The organism is Nocardioides maradonensis, assembly GCF_054777115.1.
Window position 1 is genome coordinate 1 of sequence record NZ_BAAHAZ010000024.1, and the last position, 21,066, is coordinate 21,066.

Below are 21,066 nucleotides of genomic sequence, written 5' to 3' on the forward strand. Positions count from 1 at the left end.
CTGCGGAGGGTGCGGCGCTGGTCGACACCGCGGTCGCTGCCGCGTGGCAGCTCCCGGCCGGGAAGCTCTTGCAGGTCGCCGAGGCCAAGACCATCGAGGCCGACCTCGACGCCCACCGCGCCCGGATCGCCGCCGACGAGCAGCGTGTCGGGGTGTGGCGCTCCCGGCCCCGCACCGGTGACCGCCTCGGCGGCGAAGCAGGCGCCTGCGAACCCGCCACCGGCCGCCTCGCCGCCCAGCTCCCGATCGCCGCCCTGGTCGAGATCGACACCTTCCTCGACGACCTCGCCGACAAGCTCGCCCAGGACCTCGACCCCACCACCGAGCAGCCCACCCGCGACCAGCTCCGGGCCCAAGCATTGGCGCTGATGGCCGACCCCGCCGCCGTACTCCGACTCCTCGACGGCCCCGACGCAACGGACGGCCCCGCCCTGCCGGAGAAGCCGCGTCGTGGCGCCGTCCTGTACTTCCACATCACCGCCGCCGCCCTCGCCGACGCCGGCGTCGCCCGGTGCGAAGACCTCGGCCCCCTCCTGCTGCAGCAAGTCACCACCCTGCTCGGGCACCGCAACGTGCGGCTGCAACCGGTGCTGGACCTCAACGCCGTCCAGACCGCCCACGCCTACGAACACCCCAACCGCATGCGGACCCGAGGGATCCTCCGCACCGGCGGCGACGCGTTCCCGCACTCCACCTCGTCGAGCAGGCGTCTGGACCACGACCACGTGGTTCCGTTCGACCCCGGCGGCCCACCCGGCCAGACCACCGACCGCAACCACGCACCCCTGACCCGCCTCCACCACCGGGTCAAGACCCACGACCCCGGCTGGAGTGTGGAGCAGATCGGCCTGGGCGCCTACCGCTGGACCACACCCCACGGCCTCTGCCGCGTCGTCACCCCACGCGGCACCCGCGAAGTCGAACCCATCCACGCCGACGACGGCCGCATCATCGGCGAACTCTACTTCGAGTGATGATCGAGGTCGGTGCTGATCGCGAGGATCATCGGCGCCCACGTCCGGAGCTCCGAGCGCGGCGTCACCAGCCCCGCTCGCGCCACTCCGGCAGGTTCGGCCGCTCGTTCCCCAGCACGCCGTCACCGCCGTGGCCCGGGTAGAACCAGGTGTCGTCGGGGAACTCACCGAAGATCTTGGCCTCGACGTCGTCGATGAGGATCGCGAAGGCGGCTGAGTCGCCGAAGGTCGCGCCGACGCCGCCAGGGAAGAGTGAGTCTCCGGTGAACAGGTGCCAGGTGCCGCCGGAGGCGCGGTCGTCGTACGCAATGACGATGGAGCCGGGGGTGTGGCCGGTGATCCGGACGACCTCGAGCCGGCAGTCGCCGAGCATCACGTGGTCGCCGTCGCCGACCCGCCGGGTGACCTCGACCCCGGTCTGCTCGGTGATCGCGTCGGCGTCGGGCTCGCCGGCGATGACCCGCGCCCCGGTGGCCTCCACGACGGCGGCGAGCGCGCGGTGGTGGTCCCAGTGCTGGTGGGTCGTGACCACGGTGCCGAGGCCACCGTCGCCGACGACCTCGAGGAGACGCGGCGCGTCGTCGGCGGCGTCGATCAACAGCTGCTCACCGGTGGTGGCGCAGCGCAGCAGGTACGCGTTGTTGGCCATCTTGGGGTCGACCGCGACCTTCGTGATGGTCAGGTGCGCGAGCTCGCGCACGTCCTCCGGTCCGCCCGGCGTCACGTCGCCCGAGTAGGTCATCGCCATGCCCCCAGACTAGGCAGCGCCCGCGTCGAGGTGAGCGCGGACCCGTCCCCGCGCCCCAGCAGCCACCACGCGAGGTCGCCGGCGCGGCCCGCGACACCGTGCCCTCCGCCGCCCACCAGGAAGGTGCGCTCGAGGTCGTGGGCGTGCAACGTCAGCGACACCTGGTCGCCACGGTCGGCCGCGGCCGCCTCGAGCGCGAACGCGGCGAACGGGAGGGGCCAGTCGGTGGGTGCGTAGCCGAGCCCCAGGTCGGCCCGGTGCACCTCGACCTCGCGCCAGCGGGCCTCGACGATCGTAGGCGCGTCCATGACCGGCCCGTCCGGTACCCGCTCGATGGTCACGCCGACCTTCATCAGCCGCAGCTCGCCGGCCAGCCGGAGCGCGCTCATCTGGCTGAACGCGCGCAGGTCCTCGGCCGACCCGGCGGAGCGCTCCTCGACGTCGGCGTTGCGCTGGTCCTGCGAGTCGTACATGGCGACCGGTTCCCCGGTCCGTGCGCCCCGCAGCGCCCGGGCGCTGCCGTGCGCGTTGAGGGCGACGTGCGCCACGACGTGGCCGCGCGTCCAGCCCGGCAGCAGGCTGGGCTCGCGCAGCTGCTCGTCCGTGACCTCCTCCAGGGAGCTGAGGTACCGGTCGGTCGCGTCCAGGACTGCCTCGATGGGGTTCACAGGGCCCATCATCCCGCTCCGTCCCGCTCGCGAATCAGGGGATGTCGGTGGCCGTCCGTAGGCTGACAGGGTGCAGGACCAGCTGATCATCCGGGGCGCCCGCGAGCACAACCTCAAGGACGTCTCGATCGACCTACCCCGTGACTCCCTCATCGTCTTCACCGGCCTCTCGGGCTCCGGCAAGTCGAGCCTCGCCTTCGACACGATCTTCGCCGAGGGCCAGCGGAGGTACGTCGAGTCGCTGTCGGCGTACGCCCGTCAGTTCCTGGGCCAGATGGACAAGCCGGACGTCGACTTCATCGAGGGCCTCAGCCCCGCCGTCTCCATCGACCAGAAGTCCACCTCGAAGAACCCGCGGTCGACGGTCGGCACCATCACCGAGGTCTACGACTACCTCCGCCTGCTCTACGCGCGCGCCGGGCGCCCGCACTGCCCGACCTGCGGCGCCCCGATCGAGCGGCAGACGCCGCAGCAGATCGTCGACCGGATTCTCGCCCTCGAGGAGGGTGCCCGGTTCCAGGTCCTCGCGCCGGTGATCCGCGGCCGCAAGGGGGAGTACGTCGACCTCTTCCGCCAGCTCCAGGCGCAGGGCTTCTCGCGGGCCCGGGTCGACGGCGAGCTGCACCCGCTGGACAACCCGCCGGCCCTGGACAAGAAGCTCAAGCACACGATCGAGGTGGTCGTCGACCGGCTCGCGGTCAAGGAGTCCGCCAAGCGGCGGCTCACCGACTCGGTGGAGACCGCTCTCGGCCTGGCTGGCGGCCTGGTCCTGTTCGACTTCGTCGACACCGGCGAGGAGCTGCGGTTCAGCGAGAAGATGGCGTGCCCCAACGAGCACCCCATCGACACCGACGACCTCGAGCCGCGGTCGTTCTCGTTCAACAGCCCCTTCGGCGCCTGCCCGGCCTGCACAGGTCTCGGCACGCGCATGGAGGTCGATCCGGAGCTGGTCGTTCCCGACCCCACCGCGACGCTCGCGGAGGGCGCGCTGCAGCCCTGGAGCCACGCGCACGTCGCCGACTACTTCGGCAAGCTGCTCATCGCGCTCGGCGAGGAGATCGGGTTCGACGTCGACACCCCGTGGGAGAAGCTGCCCGCGAAGGCGCAGAAGTCGATCCTCGACGGCCATCCCACCAAGGTCCACGTCGTGACGCGCAACCGCTACGGTCGCGAGCGCGCCTACTACGCCGACTTCGAGGGCGTCCGGCGGTACGTCGAGCGCCGCCACCGCGAGGCCGAGAGCGACGTCAGCCGCGAGCGCATGGAGGGCTTCATGCGCGAGGTGCCGTGCCCGACCTGTCGTGGGTCCCGGCTCAAGCCGGTCTCGCTGTCGGTGACGCTCGGTTCCGGTGGCAGGAACATCGCCGAGGTCTGCGCGATGCCGATCAGCGACGCTGCCGACTACCTGCGCAACCTGGACCTGACCGCCCGCGAGCGGCAGATCGGCGAGCGGGTGCTCAAGGAGATCCAGGAGCGGCTCAACTTCCTGCTCGACGTCGGCCTCGACTACCTGTCCCTCGACCGGCCGTCCGGCAGCCTCTCCGGCGGCGAGGCGCAGCGGATCCGGCTCGCCACGCAGATCGGCGCCGGCCTGGTCGGCGTCCTCTACGTCCTCGACGAGCCGTCGATCGGCCTGCACCAGCGCGACAACCAGAAGCTGATCGAGACACTGGTCCGGCTCAAGGACCTCGGCAACACGCTGATCGTCGTCGAGCACGACGAGGACACCATCAAGGTGGCCGACTGGATCGTCGACATCGGCCCGGGCGCCGGTGAGCACGGGGGTCAGGTCATCCACTCCGGCACGGTCAAGGACCTGCTCGAGCACCGCGACTCGCTGACCGGGCAGTACCTCTCCGGTCGTCGCGAGATCGCCGTGCCCGCCGTCCGCCGCCCGCGCACGATCGGTCGCGAGCTCAAGGTGATCGGGGCCAAGGAGCACAACCTGCAGAACGTCGATGTGGCGTTCCCGCTGGGGATGTTCGTGGCGGTCACCGGTGTGTCCGGCTCGGGCAAGTCGACGCTGGTCAACGACATCCTCTACACCTCGCTCGCCAAGCAGATCTACGGTGCACGGACCATCCCCGGCCGGCACCAGAAGATCACCGGCCTCGAGCACGTCGACAAGGTGATCCACGTCGACCAGTCGCCGATCGGCCGCACGCCGCGCTCCAACCCGGCGACGTACACGGGTGTCTTCGACCACGTCCGCAAGCTGTTCGCGCAGACGCCCGAGGCGAAGGTCCGCGGCTACCTGCAGGGCCGGTTCTCGTTCAACGTCAAGGGTGGTCGCTGCGAGGCGTGCGCCGGCGACGGCACGATCAAGATCGAGATGAACTTCCTGCCCGACGTCTATGTCCCGTGCGAGGTCTGCCACGGCGCCCGCTACAACCGCGAGACGCTCGAGGTGCACTACAAGGGCAAGACGATCGCGGACGTCCTCGACATGCCGATCGAGGAGGCTGCGGAGTTCTTCGCCGCGGTGCCCGCGATCGCGCGGCACATGAAGACGCTGTGCGAGGTGGGTCTGGGCTACGTCCGGCTCGGCCAGCCCGCGACGACGCTCTCCGGCGGCGAGGCGCAGCGCGTCAAGCTGGCCGCCGAGCTGCAGAAGAGGTCCACCGGCCGCACGGTCTACGTGCTCGACGAGCCCACCACGGGCCTGCACTTCGAGGACATCCGCAAGCTGCTCGGCGTGCTCTCCAGCCTGGTCGACAAGGGCAACACCGTCCTCGTCATCGAGCACAACCTCGACGTGATCAAGACGGCCGACTGGATCGTCGACATGGGGCCCGAGGGCGGCTCCCGCGGCGGCACGGTCGTCGCGCAGGGGAGCCCCGAGGACATCGTCAAGGTGGAGGCCAGCCACACCGGGGCCTTCCTCAGGCCGCTGCTCGAGGGGCGCGAGGCGAAGCAGACGAAGGCGAAGCGGGCCGCCAAGGCCTAACCGGCCGCGGTCGCCCGCCACGCGCTGTCGCGCGGCGACCGGCGGCGGTCGAGGCGGGCGTCGAGCACGGCGCGCGCCTCGTCCCAGCGCTCGGCGCGGATCAGGGCGGCGATGCGCGCCTCCTCGACGATCTCGCGCTGGGCGTCCGAGCCACCCAGCCGCCAGACCTGCGGTCCGAGTGCGCAGAGCCGGTCGGCGGCCTCCGAGTGGTGGCCGCGGACCATGCCGGCGAGCGCGCCGGCGAGCGAGGCGACCACGCCCCGGAAGGTCGGGTGCTCGTGTGCCGACGCCCAGCGCTCGAGGTCGTCGAGAGCGTCCGCGTCACCGCAGGCGAGCTGCGCGGTCGCGACGTGCATCGCGAGGAAGGGCGTGGCCGGCTGCGCGAGCGTGCTCGGCCGGGTGGCGGCCATGATCTCGCCGAAGTCGGGGACGCCGGTGGCGTCCGGGGTCAGCGCCCAGCGGAACAGCAGCGAGCCGCCGTCGACCAGCGCGCGGCAGCCGACCGCGCCGTGCGGGTCCAGCTGGCTGCGGTAGCGACGACGTACGGCGTCCAGGTCGCCGAGCGAGAGCTCGTGCATCGCCGCGTGCCAGGAGAAGTGGGACAGCGACTCGGTCCGGGCGCCGTCGGCGAGCACCCAGTCGCTCATCCAGGCGAGGCCCGCCTCGTGGTCGCCGGTCTCGTAGTGCGCGTGCGCGCGGGCATGGGCGGAGTGACCCGCACTCGGCTCGACGGCGAGGGATGCGCAGGAGAGCGACATGGCCTCGTCGAAGCGACACTGCTCCTGGCGCATGAAGGCCAGCAGGCCGGCGTACCACCAGTCGTCGCCGTACGCCGGAGCCGCACCCTCGACGATGGCCCACGCCTGCTCGGGCACCTCCGTCGCGCCCGCGAACGCGATCGTCGGCACGGCGGTGGAGAGCAGCAGGGCATCCGCGGGGTGCTCGGCCACGTGGCGCAGCAGGGGGCCGGTGTCGCCTTCGAGGTAGCAGGTCAGCGCATAGATGTGGGACCGCTCGCGGTCACCGGCGCGGCCGGCGTGCACCCGTGCCCGCGAGATCCGCGCCGCGACGTCGACCGGCGCGCCCATCTCGTGGCCGAGCAGGGCCAACGCCGCGTGCGCGAGGGCGAACGTCGGGTCGTGCGCGATCGCCTCGGCGAAGTGGTCGACGGCCCCGGTGCGCAGCCGCAGCACGTCCAGCAGACCTTCCGTGTACGCCGCCGCAGCAGCCGGCGTGGTGCTCAGCCGCAAGCCGTAGGGGTCGACGGGGTACATGGAATAACACTAGACCAGTGGACTTTGAAATCCGGTGTTGCGGACGGCATGGCGGGGGAGTCGGTGCCGCTCCGTAGGGTGGGGCCGTGCCACTGCTCAACCGCCCCCGGACCGGGGACATCCCCACCGAGCCGGGCGTCTACCGGTGGCGCGACAAGACCGGCCGCGTCATCTACGTCGGCAAGGCGAAGAACCTGCGGGCGCGGCTGACGTCGTACTTCCAGGACGTGTCGAACCTGCACCCGCGTACCGCCACGATGGTCACGACCGCGGCGACCGTGGAGTGGACGGTCGTGAAGACCGAGGTCGAGGCGCTGCAGCTGGAGTACTCCTGGATCAAGGAGTTCGACCCGCGGTTCAACGTGAAGTACCGCGACGACAAGTCCTACCCGTGGCTGGCGGTCACCGTGGGTGAGGAGTTCCCGCGCGTGATGGTGGGGCGTGGCGCGAAACGCAAGGGCACCCGCTACTTCGGCCCGTACAGCCACGCCTGGGCGATCCGCGAGACCGTCGACATCCTGCTGCGGGTCTTCCCGATGCGGTCGTGCAGCAACGGCGTCTTCAAGCGTTCGGGGCAGATCGGCCGGCCGTGCCTGCTCGGCTACATCGACAAGTGCTCGGCCCCGTGCGTCGGCAACATCAGCGCCGAGGACCACCGCGCCATCGTCGACGACTTCTGCGAGTTCATGGCCGGCCGCACCGCCGCGTTCACCAAGCGCATCGAGAAGGAGATGTACGCCGCGTCCGACGCGCTCGACTTCGAGAAGGCCGCTCGGCTGCGCGACGACCTCGGCGCGATGCACAAGGCGCTCGAGAAGCAGGCGGTGGTGCTCGGCGACGGCGCCGACGCCGACGTCATCGCGCTCGCCGAGGACCCGCTCGAGGTCGCGGTGCAGATCTTCTACGTCCGAGGTGGTCGGATCCGCGGTCAGCGCGGCTGGGTCGCCGACCGCACCGAGGAGGGAGGCACGCCCGAGCTGGTCGAGACCTTCCTGCTCCAGCTGTACGCCGGCGTGGAGCCCGAGGAGGCCCGCGACGCCGTGCCGCGGGAGATCCTGGTGCCCGCGCTGCCGCCGGACCTCGCCACCTTCGAGCAGCTGCTCGGCGACCTGCGGGGCAGCCGGGTCGACATCCGGGTGCCGCAGAGGGGCGACAAGAAGGCGCTCCAGGCCACCGTCGCGCGCAACGCCACCGAGGCGCTGGCGCTGCACAAGACCAAGCGGGCCAGCGACCTGACCACCCGCAACCGGGCGCTCGCCGAGATCGCCGACGCGCTCGAGCTGGACGAGGCGCCGCTGCGGATCGAGTGCTACGACGTCTCCCACCTGCAGGGCACGGAGATCGTGGCCTCGATGGTGGTCTTCGAGGACGGGCTGTCCCGCAAGGGCGAGTACCGGCGGTTCGTCATCAAGGACCAGGACGGCTCGGACGACGTCCGGGCGATGCACGAGGTCATCACCCGGCGGTTCCGGCGGCTGCTCGACGAGCAGGCCAACAGCGAGCTGCGCGCGGGAGACGGTGAGCAAGGGCCGATGCTGGTCGACCCCGACACCGGTCGCCCGCGGAAGTTCGCCTACGCGCCGGGACTGGTCGTCGTCGACGGCGGCGCGCCCCAGGTCGCGGCCGCCCAGCGGGCGCTCGACGAGCTCGGCATCGACGACATCCCGGTCTGCGGCCTTGCGAAGCGGCTCGAGGAGGTGTGGCTGCCCGGCCAGGAGGACCCGGTCATCCTGCCGCGCACGTCCGAGGGGCTCTACCTGCTGCAGCGGGTCCGCGACGAGGCGCACCGGTTCGCGATCACGCACCACCGCAACCGGCGGTCGTCGTCGATGGTCGAGTCGGTCCTGGACGACGTACCGGGGCTGGGGGAGGTACGCCGCAAGACCCTGCTGCGGCACTTCGGCTCGCTGAAGAAGCTCCGCACGGCGACCGTCGAGGAGCTGGCCGTCGTACCAGGGATCGGGCCGCGGACCGCCGCTGCGATCAAGGACGCGGTGGCGCTCGACGACGCGAAGCGGTCGGCGACCCGGAAGAATGGCAGCCATGACTGACGCACCGCCCGCGGAGGGGCACGGCCAGCTCGTGGTCGTCACCGGCATGACCGGTGCCGGCCGCAGCACGGCCGCGAAGGAGCTCGAGGACCTCGGGTACTTCGTCGTCGACAACCTGCCGCCCAGCCTGCTGCCCGAGGTCGTGCGGCTCGTCGACGAGAGCCAGGGCCACCTGCAGCCCGTCGCGGTCGTGGTCGACGTCCGCTCCGGCTCCTTCTTCCAGAGCCTCGCCAACACGCTCGGCCAGGGCGTCGCGGGCCGCGACACGACGCTGCTGTTCCTCGACGCGAGCGACGAGGTCCTCGTACGCCGCCAGGAGGCCGCCCGTCGCCCGCACCCGCTGCAGGAGGGCGGGCGCCTGCTCGACGGCGTCCACCGGGAACGGGTCGCCCTCAGCGACCTCCGCGGCGGCGCTGACCTGGTGATCGACACCAGCAACATCAACATCCACCAGCTCACCTCACGGATCGCCGAGGCGTTCGGCACCGACGACGCGACCCGGCTCCGGGTGTCGGTGGTGAGCTTCGGCTTCAAGTACGGCATCCCGATCGACGCCGACTACGTGGCCGACATGAGGTTCCTGCCGAACCCGTTCTGGGTGCCGGAGCTGCGCAACCACACCGGCCGCGACGAGGACGTGGCGGAGTTCGTGAAGTCGCAGCCCGGCGCGGAGGAGTTCCTGCAGGGCTACGTGCCGGTCCTGACCGGGGTCGCCGAGGGCTACCTGCGCGAGGGCAAGCGCTTCTTCCGCGTGGCCGTCGGCTGCACGGGCGGCAAGCACCGCAGCGTCGCGATGAGCGAGGAGATCGCCCACCGGCTGCGCGACCTCGGCTACCTCGCGCGGGCGATCCACCGCGACCTCGGGCGGGAGTGACGTGGCGGAGCTGGACTTCGGTGATCGCGCCCAGGCGGTCGTCGCGCTCGGTGGCGGGCACGGCCTGCACGCCTCGCTCAGCGCGCTGCGCCACCTGGTCGACGACCTGACCATCGACGAGCTGACGGCTGTCGTCACGGTGGCCGACAACGGCGGCTCGTCGGGGCGGCTGCGCGGTCAGTTCGACGTGCTGCCGCCGGGCGACCTGCGGATGGCCCTGGCCGCGCTGTGTGGCGACGACGAGTGGGGTGCGACCTGGGCGCGGCTGCTCCAGCACCGGTTCGCCGGCGACGGCGACATGCGCGACCACGTCGTCGGCAACCTGCTCATCGTGGGCCTGTGGGAGCTGCTCGGCGACCACGTCGACGCGCTGGACTGGGTCGGCCGGCTGCTCGGCGCCAAGGGCCGGGTCCTGCCCATGGCCCTCACTCCGATGGACATCACCGCCGAGGTGCGGGGCCTGGTGCCGGACGACCCGGACGCGCTCGTCGCGGTCCGCGGCCAGGTCGAGGTGGCGACCACGGACGGGGTGATCGACTCGGTCGCGCTCGTCCCGAAGGACCCCGAGGTCAGCCCCGCGGTCATCACCGCCATCGAGGAAGCCGACTGGGCCGTCCTTGGCCCGGGCTCGTGGTTCAGCTCGGTCATCCCGCACCTGCTCGTGCCCCAGCTGCGGGACGCACTGGTCCGTACGACGGCCCGGCTGGTCGTCGTGCTCAACCTGGCCGAGCAGCCGGGGGAGACCGGCGGCTTCGGGCCGGCCGACCACCTCGGCGTACTCCTCGAGCACGCGCCGGACCTCACCATCGACACCGTGATCGCGGACCGCGCCGGTGTGACCAGCGACCCCGAGCAGCAGGCCGAGCTGGAGCAGATGGTGCAGGCCCTGGGGGCGCGCCTGGTGCTCGACGACGTGGCTGCCGACGACGGCACCCCACGTCACGACGTGACCCGCCTCGCAGCGACGTACGCCCGCGTCTTCGCTCGTGGCGAGGGTCGTTGACGCGCATGCGAGGATCGTCCCCATGGCGATGACGGGTCAGGTCAAGGCGGAGCTCTCGGCGATCCCGGTGACGAAGGTCTGCTGCCGCAAGGCCGAGGTCGCCTCGACGTTGCGCTTCGCCGGCGGGCTGCACATCGTCGGTGGCCGGATCGTGGTCGAGGCCGAGCTGGACACCGGCGCGGCCGCACGCCGGCTGCGCAAGGACATCTCCGAGATCTACGGCCAGACCTCCGACGTGGTGATGGTCCAGGGCAACGGGCTGCGCAAGGGCAGCCGGTACATCGTCCGTGTCGTCCGCGACGGTGAGGCCCTGGCGCGGCAGACCGGTCTGCTCGACCAGCGGGGCCGTCCGGTCCGCGGTCTGCCGCCGGCCGTCGTCTCCGGGGGAGCCTGCGACGCGGTCGCGGCGTGGCGGGGTGCCTTCCTCGCCCACGGGTCCCTGACCGAGCCCGGCCGCTCCTCGTCGCTCGAGGTGACCTGCCCTGGCTCCGAGGCTGCGCTCGCCCTGGTCGGTGTCTCGCGCCGGCTCGGCATCCAGGCCAAGGCCCGTGAGGTCCGTGGCGTCGACCGCGTCGTGATCCGCGACGGCGATGCCATCGGTCAGCTGCTCACCCGGCTCGGAGCGCACGAGACCCTGATGGCCTGGGAGGAGCGGCGGATGCGCCGCGAGGTCCGTGCCACGGCCAACCGGCTCGCGAACTTCGACGACGCCAACCTTCGGCGCTCCGCCCGGGCGGCGGTCACGGCCGGTGCGCGCGTCGAGCGCGCGATGGAGATCCTCGGCGACGAGGTGCCCGACCACTTGAAGCTCGCCGGCACGCTGCGGCTCGAGCACAAGAACGCCTCGCTGGAGGAGCTCGGCCAGCTGCACGAGCCCGCCCTCACCAAGGACGCGATCGCCGGCCGCATCCGGCGGCTGCTGGCCATGGCCGACAAGCGGGCCGAGGAGCTGGGCATCCCGGACACCGAGGCCTCGCTGACTCCGGAGATGCTCGTCGACGAGGGCTGATGCCGGCTCCGGTTGTTGGCTAGGGTCGAGGGAGACGCATGACCTGCGTCACACCGGGCAACACCCCACCTGACAGAGGAGCTCTGACAGTGACTGTGCGTGTAGGCATCAACGGATTCGGCCGGATCGGGCGCAACTTCTTCCGGGCGGTGAGGGACAGCGGTCTCGACATCGAGATCGTGGCGGTCAACGACCTCACCGACACGGCAACGCTCGCCCACCTGCTCAAGTACGACTCGATCCTGGGGCGGCTCGACGCCGAGGTGAAGTCGACCGAGGGGTCGATCACCGTCGGTGACGCCGAGATCGCGGTGACCGCCGAGCGTGACCCGGCGCAGCTGAGGTGGGGCGAGCTCGGGGTCGACGTCGTGGTCGAGTCGACGGGCTTCTTCACCGACGCCACCAAGGCACGGGCGCACGTCGACGGCGGCGGTGCGAGGAAGGTGATCATCTCCGCGCCGGCGACCAACGAGGACGCCACGATCGTGATGGGCGTGAATGAGGACGTCTACGACCCGGCCCGGCACACGGTCATCTCCAACGCGTCGTGCACCACGAACTGCCTGGCCCCGATGGCGAAGGCCCTGCACGAGGCCATCGGCATCGAGCGCGGGCTGATGACCACCGTGCACGCCTACACGGCCGACCAGAACCTGCAGGACAACATCCACAAGGACCTGCGCCGTGCCCGTGCGGCGGCGCTCAACATCGTGCCCACCTCGACCGGCGCCGCGAAGGCGATCGGCCTGGTCATGCCGGACCTCAAGGGCAAGCTGGACGGCTACGCCCTGCGCGTCCCGACGCCGACCGGCTCGCTCACCGACCTGTCGTTCTCGGCGTCCCGGGAGACGAGCGTCGAGGAGGTCAACGAGGCGGTCCGGGCGGCGGCCGACGGCCGGATCCTCAAGTACTCCACCGACCCCATCGTCTCCTCCGACATCGTCACCGACTCGGCCTCCTGCATCTTCGACGCACCGCTCACGAAGGTGATCGGCGACCAGGTCAAGGTGGCCGGCTGGTACGACAACGAGTGGGGCTACTCGAACCGGCTCGCGGACCTCGTGGTGCACGTAGGCGCTACGCTCCCGGCCTGATGGCTACCTTCAACGTTCTCGACGACGCGTTCCTGTCCACGGTCTCCGGCAAGAGGGTCCTGGTCCGATCGGACCTCAACGTCCCCCTCGACGGCGCGACCATCACCGACGACGGCCGGATCCGCGCCAGCGTGCCCACCATCCAGAAGCTGGCCGACGCCGGCGCGCGGGTGGTCGTGACGGCGCACCTCGGCCGGCCGAAGGGCGAGCCGGACCCGGCGTACTCCCTGGCGCCCGTCGCTGCCCGCCTCGGCGAGCTGCTCGGTGCCGACGTCGCATTCGCGACCGACACCGTCGGCGAGTCGGCGCGGACCGTCGTGGCCGGGTTGGCGGACGGCCAGGTCGCCCTGCTCGAGAACGTCCGGTTCAACGCCGGCGAGACGAGCAAGGACGACGTGGAGCGCGGCGCCTTCGCCGACCGCCTCGCCGGCCTCGCCGACGTCTTCGTGTCCGACGGCTTCGGTGTCGTCCACCGCAAGCAGGCGAGCGTGTACGACGTCGCCCAGCGGCTCCCGCACGCGATGGGCACGCTCGTCGCGGCCGAGATCGACGTCCTGCGCCGGCTGACCGAGGACCCGGAGCGTCCCTACGTCGTGGTGCTCGGTGGCTCGAAGGTCTCCGACAAGCTCGGCGTCATCGACAACCTCCTCGCTAAGGCCGACAAGCTGCTCATCGGCGGCGGCATGGTGTTCACGTTTCTCAAGGCCCAGGGCCACGAGGTCGGCAAGAGCCTGCTCGAGGAGGACCAGGTCCCGACCTGCCTCGACTACCTGCGGCGCGCCGCCGACACCGGTGTCGAGATCGTCCTGCCGACCGACGTCGTCGTGGCGGACGCGTTCGGGGACGAGGCCTCGGCGCGGGTGGTCGCGGCCGACGCGATCCCGGCTGACGCGCTCGGCCTCGACATCGGTCCGGAGTCCGGTGCGGCCTTCGCGGCGGCCCTCGCCGACGCCCGCACGGTCTTCTGGAACGGCCCGATGGGCGTCTTCGAGCAGCCGGCGTTCGCCGAGGGCACCCGCGCGGTCGCCGAGGCGCTCACGAAGACCGACGGCCTCTCCGTCGTCGGCGGCGGTGACTCCGCCGCGGCGGTGCGCACGCTCGGGTTCGACGAGGCCTCGTTCGGCCACATCTCGACCGGCGGTGGTGCGAGCCTGGAGTACCTCGAGGGCAAGCAGCTCCCCGGCATCACGGTGCTGGAGGACTGACCCGTGGTCTCGACAAGCTCGACCTCCGGCCGCACCCCGCTGATGGCGGGCAACTGGAAGATGAACCTCAACCACGCCGAAGCGGTGGCGCTGGTGCAGAAGCTGGCGTTCACGCTGGCCGACAAGCGCCACGACCACGCGAAGGCCGAGGTCGCGGTCATCCCGCCGTTCACCGACATCCGCTCGGTCCAGACCGTCATCGACGGCGACCGCCTCGCCATCCGGTACGGCGCCCAGGACGTCTCCGAGCACGAGAGCGGCGCGTACACGGGGGAGATCTCGGCCGGGATGCTGGCCAAGCTCGGCTGCTCGTACGTCATCGTCGGCCACTCCGAGCGCCGCCAGTACCACGCCGAGACCGACGCGGTGGTCGCCGCCAAGGCGAAGGCGGCCCTGGGCGCGGGCATGACCCCGATCGTCTGCGTCGGCGAAGGGCTGGAGGTCCGCCAGGCGGGCGAGCAGGTCCCGTTCACCATGGCCCAGGTCGAGGGCTCCCTCGCCGGCCTGAGCAAGAAGCAGGTCGGCGGTCTGGTCATCGCCTACGAGCCGGTCTGGGCCATCGGCACCGGTGAGGTCGCCACCCCGGAGGACGCGCAGGAGGTCTGCGAGGCCATCCGCGGCCAGGTGCGGGAGTCGTACGGCGACGAGGCAGCCGACGGGGTCCGCATCCTGTACGGCGGCTCAGTCAAGGCCGCGAACGTCGCCGGCATCATGGCGAAGCCCGATGTGGACGGCTGCCTGGTCGGCGGCGCCAGTCTCCTGGCCGACGAGTTCGGCGGGATCTGCCGGTTCTACGACATGCCGTCTCTCGGCTGACCCTCGGTGCCGTCACCCGCTCGTCCCTGACGTAGGATTCCCAGCGTGTTGTCGACGCTCCTGACCATCCTGCTCATCATCTGCAGCGTTCTGCTGATCATGCTGGTGCTGCTGCACAAGGGACGCGGGGGCGGGCTCTCGGACATGTTCGGCGGCGGCGTCTCGAGCTCCCTCGGTGGCTCGTCCGTGGCGGAACGCAACCTCGATCGGTTCACGATCGGCATCGGGATCATCTGGTTCGCCTGTGTGATCGCGCTCGGCCTCCTGTTGGCCTACCAGTAACAAACCGATCGACTTCCGGCGCGCCGACGGCCCGCCGGATCAGGCACGTGAGTTGAGGAGAGTCCTTTGGCCGGTGGTGGGAACGCGATCCGCGGTAGTCGGGTCGGCGCGGGTCCGATGGGTGAGGCCGAGCGGGGCGAGGCAGCGCCGCGGCAGGCGGTCACCTACTTCTGCGCCAACGAGCACCGCACGGTGATCTCGTTCTCGGTCGAGGCGACCGCTCCCGACTCCTGGGACTGCCCGAAGTGCGGTCTCCCGGCCGGTCTGGACTCGGAGAACGCTCCGCCGCCGACGAAGATCGAGCCCTACAAGACCCACCTGGCCTACGTGAAGGAGCGTCGCTCCGACAAGGAGGCCCAGGTGATCCTCGAGGACGCCATCCAGCTCCTCCGCTCGCGCCGGAAGTCCGGCGAGATCATCTTCTGACCGGGACGGCCGTGACCACCAGGTTGCGGCGGTAGTGGAACGAGCCTCCGGGCCCGTCCACCCGGTCGGTGCAGGTGATCAGCACCAGCCGCCGGACGAGGTGCTGCGCGAAGAGAGACCGGGGTAGCTCGCGACGGTCGTAGGACCGGGTTGTCGTGACGAGCCAGCGCGTGCTGGCGCCGTCCCAGGTCGTCGTCATGACTGCGCCCGGTCGAGCACGCCGGAGCCTGGCGAACGGGCCGAGGTGGCCGTGGTCGTCGGATACGTGACCCGCGAGCACCGTCGTACCGACGAGGGCGTCGAGCCGTGCCCCGCCGGACCACCACGCGCCGTCGCCGACCGACGGGGGAGTCAGGACGGACCGGCGGAACCCGACAGGTGACAGCGGGAGCTCCACGGCACTTCCCGGGATCCGGACCGCCGCCCCCGGGCCCGCGACACGCATCCCGCGCACCGCGGGACGGGAACCGCCGGTGTCGACGTGCGGGTGCGCCGGCACCCGGGCGGCCTTCGGGCCGACCGTCGTGCTCTCCGCGTCGAGCCCGGGAGATGTCCAGGCGACGGCGAGGGACAGCGCGGTCGCGTCGAGGCGCTCCTGGTAGGTGTAGCAGCCTCCACGTGTGATGGACTGCCTGCCGACGACCAGGCTGCCGGCCGCGGCGACCTCGAGACGGCCGGTCGCCCGGACCGGCGCCCCGGCCCATCGCACGCCACGACAGGTCGCGCCGCGCGGGGCGAGGGGGCCGAGCAGCCGCCAGTGCAGAAGCACCGGGCTTCCCGCGGGGACACCGCTGACCGTCACCAGGTCGTGCAGCTGGTCGCCGACGGTCGCCCGCTGCCGGGAGACCTGGGTGCTCAGCGTGGGCCGCGCTCGGGTGAGCGTGGTCTCGGCGGCCTCTCCGGGCGTGGTCCAGGCCGTCGCCCGTGTGGAGGGTGACGCCTCGAGGCGCTCGACGTACGTGTAGCAGCCGGGGGTGACCAGGGTGGTGCTGCCGACGCGGTAGGTGCTGTCACCGGTCACCGCGAAGGTACCCGAACCGGCCGTGGCCGCGTCCGCCCAGTCCAGCTCGTCACACGTCGACGGACCTGGCTGCAGCGGCCCGAGCAGGCGCCAGTGGCCGGACAGCGTCGAGCTCCCCGCGCCCTGGACCGTGACCGCGTCGGAGATCGTGTCCCCGACGACGCTGCGGTTGCTGGTGACGACCGTGTGCAGGACGGGCCGCGGCAGGGCGGGCAGGGTCGTCGAGCGGACCGCGGCACGTTGCTCCGCCGCGACCGCCACCCGCTGGGAGCGCCCGCCGCTGCGTACCAGCAGGTAGCCGGACGCGGGCACGCCCGTGTAGTGGACGTCGAGGTGCACGGCGTCGCCTCCGCTCCGGCGCCACGCCGGTCTCGCAGCCGCGTCACCGCGCCAGGTGTGGGCACCGCCGGCGAAGGTGCCGCCACGGAGCCGGAGGGAGACCTGCACTCCCGGGACCGCGACACCTTGATCGGACAGCACCGCCAGTGCTGAGACGTGTCCGCCGGCCAGCACGGGACGCCCGGCCGAGTAGCGCCCGGAGATCGACGCATGCGTCTGCAGGTCCGCGAGAAGGGCGCGGTGGCGCAGCCGGATCCGGCCGAACAGAGCCGGCGTCTCGATCCGTACGACGCCCAGGTGCTGGCGCATCCGGGCTCGACCCGAGTTGAGGCCGAGGTCCAGGCCCACCGCCCACCAGAGCGCGGCCGCGGTGACCGCGTCGTGCCGCGCGGCTGTGAGGTACCGCGAGGTGAGGTAGCCGACCCGCGGGTCGCGCCGGAGGATGGTGTCGCCACGCCGATGCGGCCATGAGCGGCGACCGGTGTCGAGACAGATGCCGTACCGACCGTCCGGTAGGCGCGCGACGCCGAGCGCCGCGCCTCCCGAGGTCACGTAGCCGACGAATCCGGGCTCAGCGGTCGTGCCCGGCCCGATCACCTGGCGACCAGGAGCACCGGGTGGCGCAGGGGCGGCGGATCCCGGCCGGACGACGGTGAGGCCGGCGAGGAGCGCAAGGGCGGTGACGAGGATGATGCGGCAGATCTTGTCCATGCCGCCCGATGCTGGTCGCCGGTCCCGACATCACGGCTGGCCGGCGCAACCCCCTGTGGAGACCGCTCATCATCCACAGCCGGCGCGGCATGGGCTGGCCCGCCGTGTGACGTGAGGGATCAGACCTGCGAGGCGGCGGCCTGGTCGAGGAACCAGATCGTCTCCGCGGTGCCGTGCACCCCGCGGGCGGGCGTCTCCTCGACGGACCCCTCCTCGGCCAGCGCACGGCGGACGGCCTCCGCCTTGCCGTCACCGCTGGCCATGAACCAGACCGAGGCCGAGTGCCCCAAGGCCGGGAACGTCAGCGACATCCGCACCGGAGGAGGCTTAGGCGAGCCCGTCACCCCCACGGTGATGTCCTCCGACGCGAGCTGCGGGAAGCCCGGGAAGAGCGACGCGACGTGGCCGTCCGGACCGATGCCGAGCATCGTCACCAGGAACTCGTGCTGGGGCGCGGCGCGGAGCTCGGCGCCGTACGCCCGCGCCGCCTCGTCGACGGAGCACGCCGACGACGGCGTCGGGAAGGCGTGGATCCGCGCCTCGGGCACACCCAGCGGGCCGAGGAAGGCCTCGCGTGCGGCGGTCGAGAGCCGGTCGGGGGAGTCGAGGTCGACGTACCTCTCGTCGCCCCACCAGAAGTCGACGGCGGACCAGTCGACGCCCGAGTCGGGCCCCAGCCGACCGATCTCGCGGTGGACGGCTTCGGCGATCGTGCCGCCGGTCAGGCACACGGCGGGGACGACGCCCGAGGCCTGGGCGTCGGCGAGCCGGCTGACGAGCTCGCCGGCGATCGTCGTGGCGAGGGCCTCCGCGTCCGGGTGGACCTCGATCCGGGGAGCAAGGGCATCCATCACGACCTCCGGTGCCGCTCGTAGTACTCGATCAGCTCCTGCGTCGATGCGTCCTGCTCGGCCAGCGCGGCGCGGTCGCCGCCGACCGCGGGTGCGATCTGCAGCGCGAGCTGCTTGCCGAGCTCGACGCCCCACTGGTCGAAGCTGTCGATGCCCCAGACCGCGCCCTCGGTGAAGGTGATGTGCTCGTAGAGCGCGATCAGCTGGCCGAGCACGGACGGGGTGAGCGCCGGCGCCATGATCGACGTCGTCGGCCGGTTGCCGGGGAACACGCGCGCGGCGACGATCTTCTCGGGCGTGCCCTCGGCGCGGACCTCGTCGGGCGTCTTGCCGAACGCGAGCGCCTGCGTCTGGGCGAAGAAGTTCGACAGGAACAGCTCGTGCACGTCGGTCTCGCCGTCGCGCAGCGGGTAGGCCGGCGTCGCGAAGGCGATGAAGTCGGCCGGCACGAGGTCGGTGCCCTGGTGCAGCAGCTGGTAGAACGCGTGCTGGCCGTTGGTGCCCGGCTCGCCCCAGAACACCTCGCCCGTCTTGGACGTGACCGGCGAGCCGTCCCAGCGCACGGACTTGCCGTTGGACTCCATCGTGAGCTGCTGGAGGTACGCCGGGAACCGGTGCAGCAGCTGCGCGTAGGGGAGCACGGCGTGGGTGCCGGCACCGAGGAAGTTGCGGTACCAGATGTTCATCAGGCCCATCAGCGCCGGCACGTTGCGCTCGAGCGGGGTCGTGCGGAAGTGCTCGTCCATCAGGTGCATGCCGCCGAGGAACTCCGCGAACCGGTCGTGCCCGATCGCGATCGCGAGCGAGGTGCCGATCGTGGAGTCCACGGAGTAGCGGCCGCCGACCCAGTCCCAGAAGCCGAACGCGTTGGCGGGGTCGATGCCGAACTCGGCGACCTTGTCGAGCGCCGTCGAGACGGCGACGAAGTGCCGCGAGACGGCCTCGTTGTCCTCGCCGTGGAACAGGCCCCGCGCCCGGAGGTTGCCGAGCAGCCAGGCCCGGCACAGCCGCGCGTTCGTCAGCGTCTCCAGGGTGCTGAAGGTCTTGCTGGAGACGATGAACAGCGTGGTGGTCGGGTCGAGGTCGGCGAGCTTGCGCGCCGCGTCGGTCGGGTCGATGTTGCTGATGAACCGGCACTCCAGATCCAGGTGCCGGTACGGCGCCAGGGCCTCGTAGGCCATCACCGGCCCGAGGTCGGAACCGCCGATGCCGATGTTGACGACCGTCTTGATGCGGCGGCCGGTCACCCCCTTCCACTCACCGGAGCGGATCTGGGAGGCGAACGCGTACATGTGCTCGAGCGCGGCGTGCACGTCGGCCACGACGTTCTTGCCGTTCACCACCAGCGACGCGTCTGCGGGGAGCCGCAGCGCGGTGTGCAGCACGGAACGGTTCTCGGTGACGTTGATCGGCTCGCCCCGGAACATCGCGTCGCGTCGCTCGACCAGCCCGACCGCGTCGGCGAGCTCCACGAGCGTGCCGAGGATGTCGTGGGTGATCAGGCCCTTGGACAGGTCGACGTGCAGGTCGGCCGCGTCGAAGGTCATCCGCCCGACCCGGTCGGGGTCCTCCGCGAACCATCCGCGGAGGTCCGGGCGGAAGCCGTCCCTGTACCCGCTCAACGCCTTCCAGGGAGCCGTCGTCGTGGCGTCGACGGGCGGCTGGCTCACGATGCGGCGCCGTCCATCTGGCCCTTGACCGTCTCGACGAGCTCCGTCCAGGAGACCTTGAACTTGTCCACGCCCTCGGTCTCCAGGACCCGGAACACGTCCGGCAGGTCGACGCCGAGCGCCGCGATCCCGTCGAACACGGCCTGGGCCTCGGCGCCACGACCGGTGACGACGTCACCGCGGACCTCGCCGTGGTCGGCGAAGGCCTGCATGGTCTTCTCGGGCATGGTGTTGACCGTGTCGGCGACGACGAGGTCGGCGACGTACATGGTGTCGGCGTACGCCGGGTTCTTCACGCCGGTCGAGGCCCACAGCGGGCGCTGCGGGTTGGCACCCTTCGCGGCGAGGGCCTGCCAGCGCTCGGAGGCGGAGACCTCCTCGAACGCCGCGTAGGCGAGGATCGCGTTGGCGACGGCGGCCTTGCCGCGAGCCGCGAGCGCCTCGTCGGAGCCGATCTTCTCGAGCCGGGCGTCGATCTCGGTGTCCACACGCGACACGAAGAACGAGGCGACCGACTGGATCGTCGACAGGTCGATGCCCTTCTCCGCGGCCTGCTCCAGGCCGGCGAGGTAGGCGTCCATCACCTGGCGGTGGCGCTCGACCGAGAAGATCAGCGTCACGTTCACCGAGATGCCCTCGGCGATGACCGCCGTGATCGCGGGCAGGCCCTCGAGGGTGGCAGGGATCTTGATGAGGGCGTTCGGACGGTCGACCTCGGCCCACAGCGCCTTCGCCGAGGCGATGGTGGCGTCGGTGTCGTTGGCGAGGGTGGGCTCGACCTCGATGGAGACCCGTCCGTCCGCCTTGGTCGCCGCGGCGACGGGAGCGAGGATGTCGCACGCGTTGCGGACGTCCTCGGTGGTGAGCGCGAAGATCACCTCGTCGGCGTTGCTGCCCGCGGCGACGAGCTCGCGAACCTGGGCGTCGTACCGCTGCCCCTTCGCGATGGCGCTCGCGAAGATCGTCGGGTTCGTGGTCACCCCCACGACGGAGCTGTTGGTGACGAGGTCCGCGAGGTTCCCCGTCTCGATGCGCTCGCGCGAGAGGTCGTCCAGCCAGATGGAAACGCCCGCGTCGCTCAGTGCCTTGAGCCGGTCACTCAT

At 71.5% G+C, this 21,066-nt stretch carries 17 protein-coding genes and 1 pseudogene; 11 read left to right on the forward strand and 7 right to left on the reverse strand.

Annotated elements, in window-relative coordinates; translation table 11 throughout:
• Positions 1-974, forward strand: a pseudogene (locus ACYVAQ_RS21500) (hypothetical protein); the annotation flags it as partial.
• Positions 975-1,038: 64 nt separating this feature from the next.
• Here ACYVAQ_RS21500 and ACYVAQ_RS21505 read toward each other — a convergent pair.
• Positions 1,039-1,716 carry an MBL fold metallo-hydrolase gene (locus ACYVAQ_RS21505; RefSeq protein WP_460792682.1) on the reverse strand — a complete coding sequence of 226 codons (678 nt, stop codon included), beginning with the start codon at positions 1,714-1,716 and terminating at the stop codon, positions 1,039-1,041.
• Entirely contained in the window at positions 1,713-2,390 is a 678-nt protein-coding gene (locus ACYVAQ_RS21510; RefSeq protein ID WP_460792602.1) for a maleylpyruvate isomerase family mycothiol-dependent enzyme, read from the reverse strand. Before ACYVAQ_RS21510 ends, ACYVAQ_RS21505 begins: the two co-directional genes overlap by 4 nt.
• 70 nt (positions 2,391-2,460) lie before the next feature.
• Here ACYVAQ_RS21510 and uvrA point away from each other — a divergent pair, with 70 nt between their 5' ends.
• A complete protein-coding gene (gene uvrA, locus ACYVAQ_RS21515) occupies positions 2,461-5,337 on the forward strand; it encodes an excinuclease ABC subunit UvrA (protein WP_460792603.1) in 2,877 nt (958 codons plus the stop codon).
• Here the strand turns inward: uvrA and ACYVAQ_RS21520 are convergent.
• Positions 5,334-6,611 (reverse strand): tetratricopeptide repeat protein, encoded by a 1,278-nt coding sequence (locus tag ACYVAQ_RS21520; RefSeq protein WP_460792604.1) that lies wholly within the window; start codon positions 6,609-6,611, stop codon positions 5,334-5,336. The genes uvrA and ACYVAQ_RS21520 overlap by 4 nt on opposite strands.
• An 86-nt stretch (positions 6,612-6,697) precedes the next feature.
• Here ACYVAQ_RS21520 and uvrC point away from each other — a divergent pair, with 86 nt between their 5' ends.
• The 9 genes from uvrC (at position 6,698) to ACYVAQ_RS21565 (ending at position 15,371) form a co-directional block, all read left to right on the forward strand.
• Positions 6,698-8,662 (forward strand): excinuclease ABC subunit UvrC, encoded by a 1,965-nt coding sequence (gene uvrC / locus ACYVAQ_RS21525; protein WP_460792605.1) that lies wholly within the window; start codon positions 6,698-6,700, stop codon positions 8,660-8,662.
• A complete protein-coding gene (gene rapZ, locus ACYVAQ_RS21530) occupies positions 8,655-9,536 on the forward strand; it encodes an RNase adapter RapZ (RefSeq protein ID WP_460792607.1) in 882 nt (293 codons plus the stop codon). The genes uvrC and rapZ overlap by 8 nt, the downstream gene beginning before the upstream one ends.
• Before the next feature lies 1 nt (position 9,537).
• Positions 9,538-10,539 carry a gluconeogenesis factor YvcK family protein gene (locus tag ACYVAQ_RS21535; RefSeq protein WP_460792608.1) on the forward strand — a complete coding sequence of 334 codons (1,002 nt, stop codon included), beginning with the start codon at positions 9,538-9,540 and terminating at the stop codon, positions 10,537-10,539.
• Positions 10,540-10,561: 22 nt separating this feature from the next.
• Positions 10,562-11,548, forward strand: coding sequence for a DNA-binding protein WhiA (whiA, locus tag ACYVAQ_RS21540; RefSeq protein ID WP_460792610.1), 987 nt, complete (start codon positions 10,562-10,564; stop codon positions 11,546-11,548).
• Positions 11,549-11,637: 89 nt separating this feature from the next.
• Positions 11,638-12,642: a type I glyceraldehyde-3-phosphate dehydrogenase gene (gene gap, locus ACYVAQ_RS21545; RefSeq protein WP_460792611.1), complete on the forward strand. Its 1,005-nt coding sequence runs from the start codon at positions 11,638-11,640 to the stop codon at positions 12,640-12,642.
• The gene (locus tag ACYVAQ_RS21550) at positions 12,642-13,847 is read left to right on the forward strand and encodes a phosphoglycerate kinase (protein WP_460792612.1); all 1,206 of its coding nucleotides are present in this window, start codon (positions 12,642-12,644) and stop codon (positions 13,845-13,847) included. Before gap ends, ACYVAQ_RS21550 begins: the two co-directional genes overlap by 1 nt.
• A 42-nt stretch (positions 13,848-13,889) precedes the next feature.
• Positions 13,890-14,663, forward strand: a complete 774-nt coding sequence (gene tpiA, locus ACYVAQ_RS21555) for a triose-phosphate isomerase (protein ID WP_460792683.1) — start codon at positions 13,890-13,892, stop codon at positions 14,661-14,663.
• Between the two features lie 48 nt (positions 14,664-14,711).
• Positions 14,712-14,945: a preprotein translocase subunit SecG gene (gene secG, locus ACYVAQ_RS21560; protein WP_460792684.1), complete on the forward strand. Its 234-nt coding sequence runs from the start codon at positions 14,712-14,714 to the stop codon at positions 14,943-14,945.
• 66 nt (positions 14,946-15,011) lie between these two features.
• Complete coding sequence (locus tag ACYVAQ_RS21565) at positions 15,012-15,371, forward strand: RNA polymerase-binding protein RbpA (protein WP_460792614.1); 360 nt, start codon at positions 15,012-15,014, stop codon at positions 15,369-15,371.
• On the opposite strand, the gene ACYVAQ_RS21570 is transcribed toward ACYVAQ_RS21565, so the two are convergent.
• The 4 genes from ACYVAQ_RS21570 to tal all read right to left on the reverse strand — a co-directional run bounded on the left by ACYVAQ_RS21570 (position 15,361) and on the right by tal (position 21,066).
• Positions 15,361-17,442 (reverse strand): sortase domain-containing protein, encoded by a 2,082-nt coding sequence (locus ACYVAQ_RS21570; RefSeq protein WP_460792616.1) that lies wholly within the window; start codon positions 17,440-17,442, stop codon positions 15,361-15,363. The two genes, ACYVAQ_RS21565 and ACYVAQ_RS21570, sit on opposite strands and share 11 nt — an antisense overlap.
• Positions 17,443-17,561: 119 nt before the next feature.
• Complete coding sequence (gene pgl / locus ACYVAQ_RS21575) at positions 17,562-18,293, reverse strand: 6-phosphogluconolactonase (RefSeq protein ID WP_460792617.1); 732 nt, start codon at positions 18,291-18,293, stop codon at positions 17,562-17,564.
• Positions 18,293-19,963: a glucose-6-phosphate isomerase gene (gene pgi, locus ACYVAQ_RS21580; RefSeq protein WP_460792618.1), complete on the reverse strand. Its 1,671-nt coding sequence runs from the start codon at positions 19,961-19,963 to the stop codon at positions 18,293-18,295. Before pgi ends, pgl begins: the two co-directional genes overlap by 1 nt.
• Entirely contained in the window at positions 19,960-21,066 is a 1,107-nt protein-coding gene (tal, locus tag ACYVAQ_RS21585) for a transaldolase (RefSeq protein WP_460792619.1), read from the reverse strand. The genes pgi and tal overlap by 4 nt, the downstream gene beginning before the upstream one ends.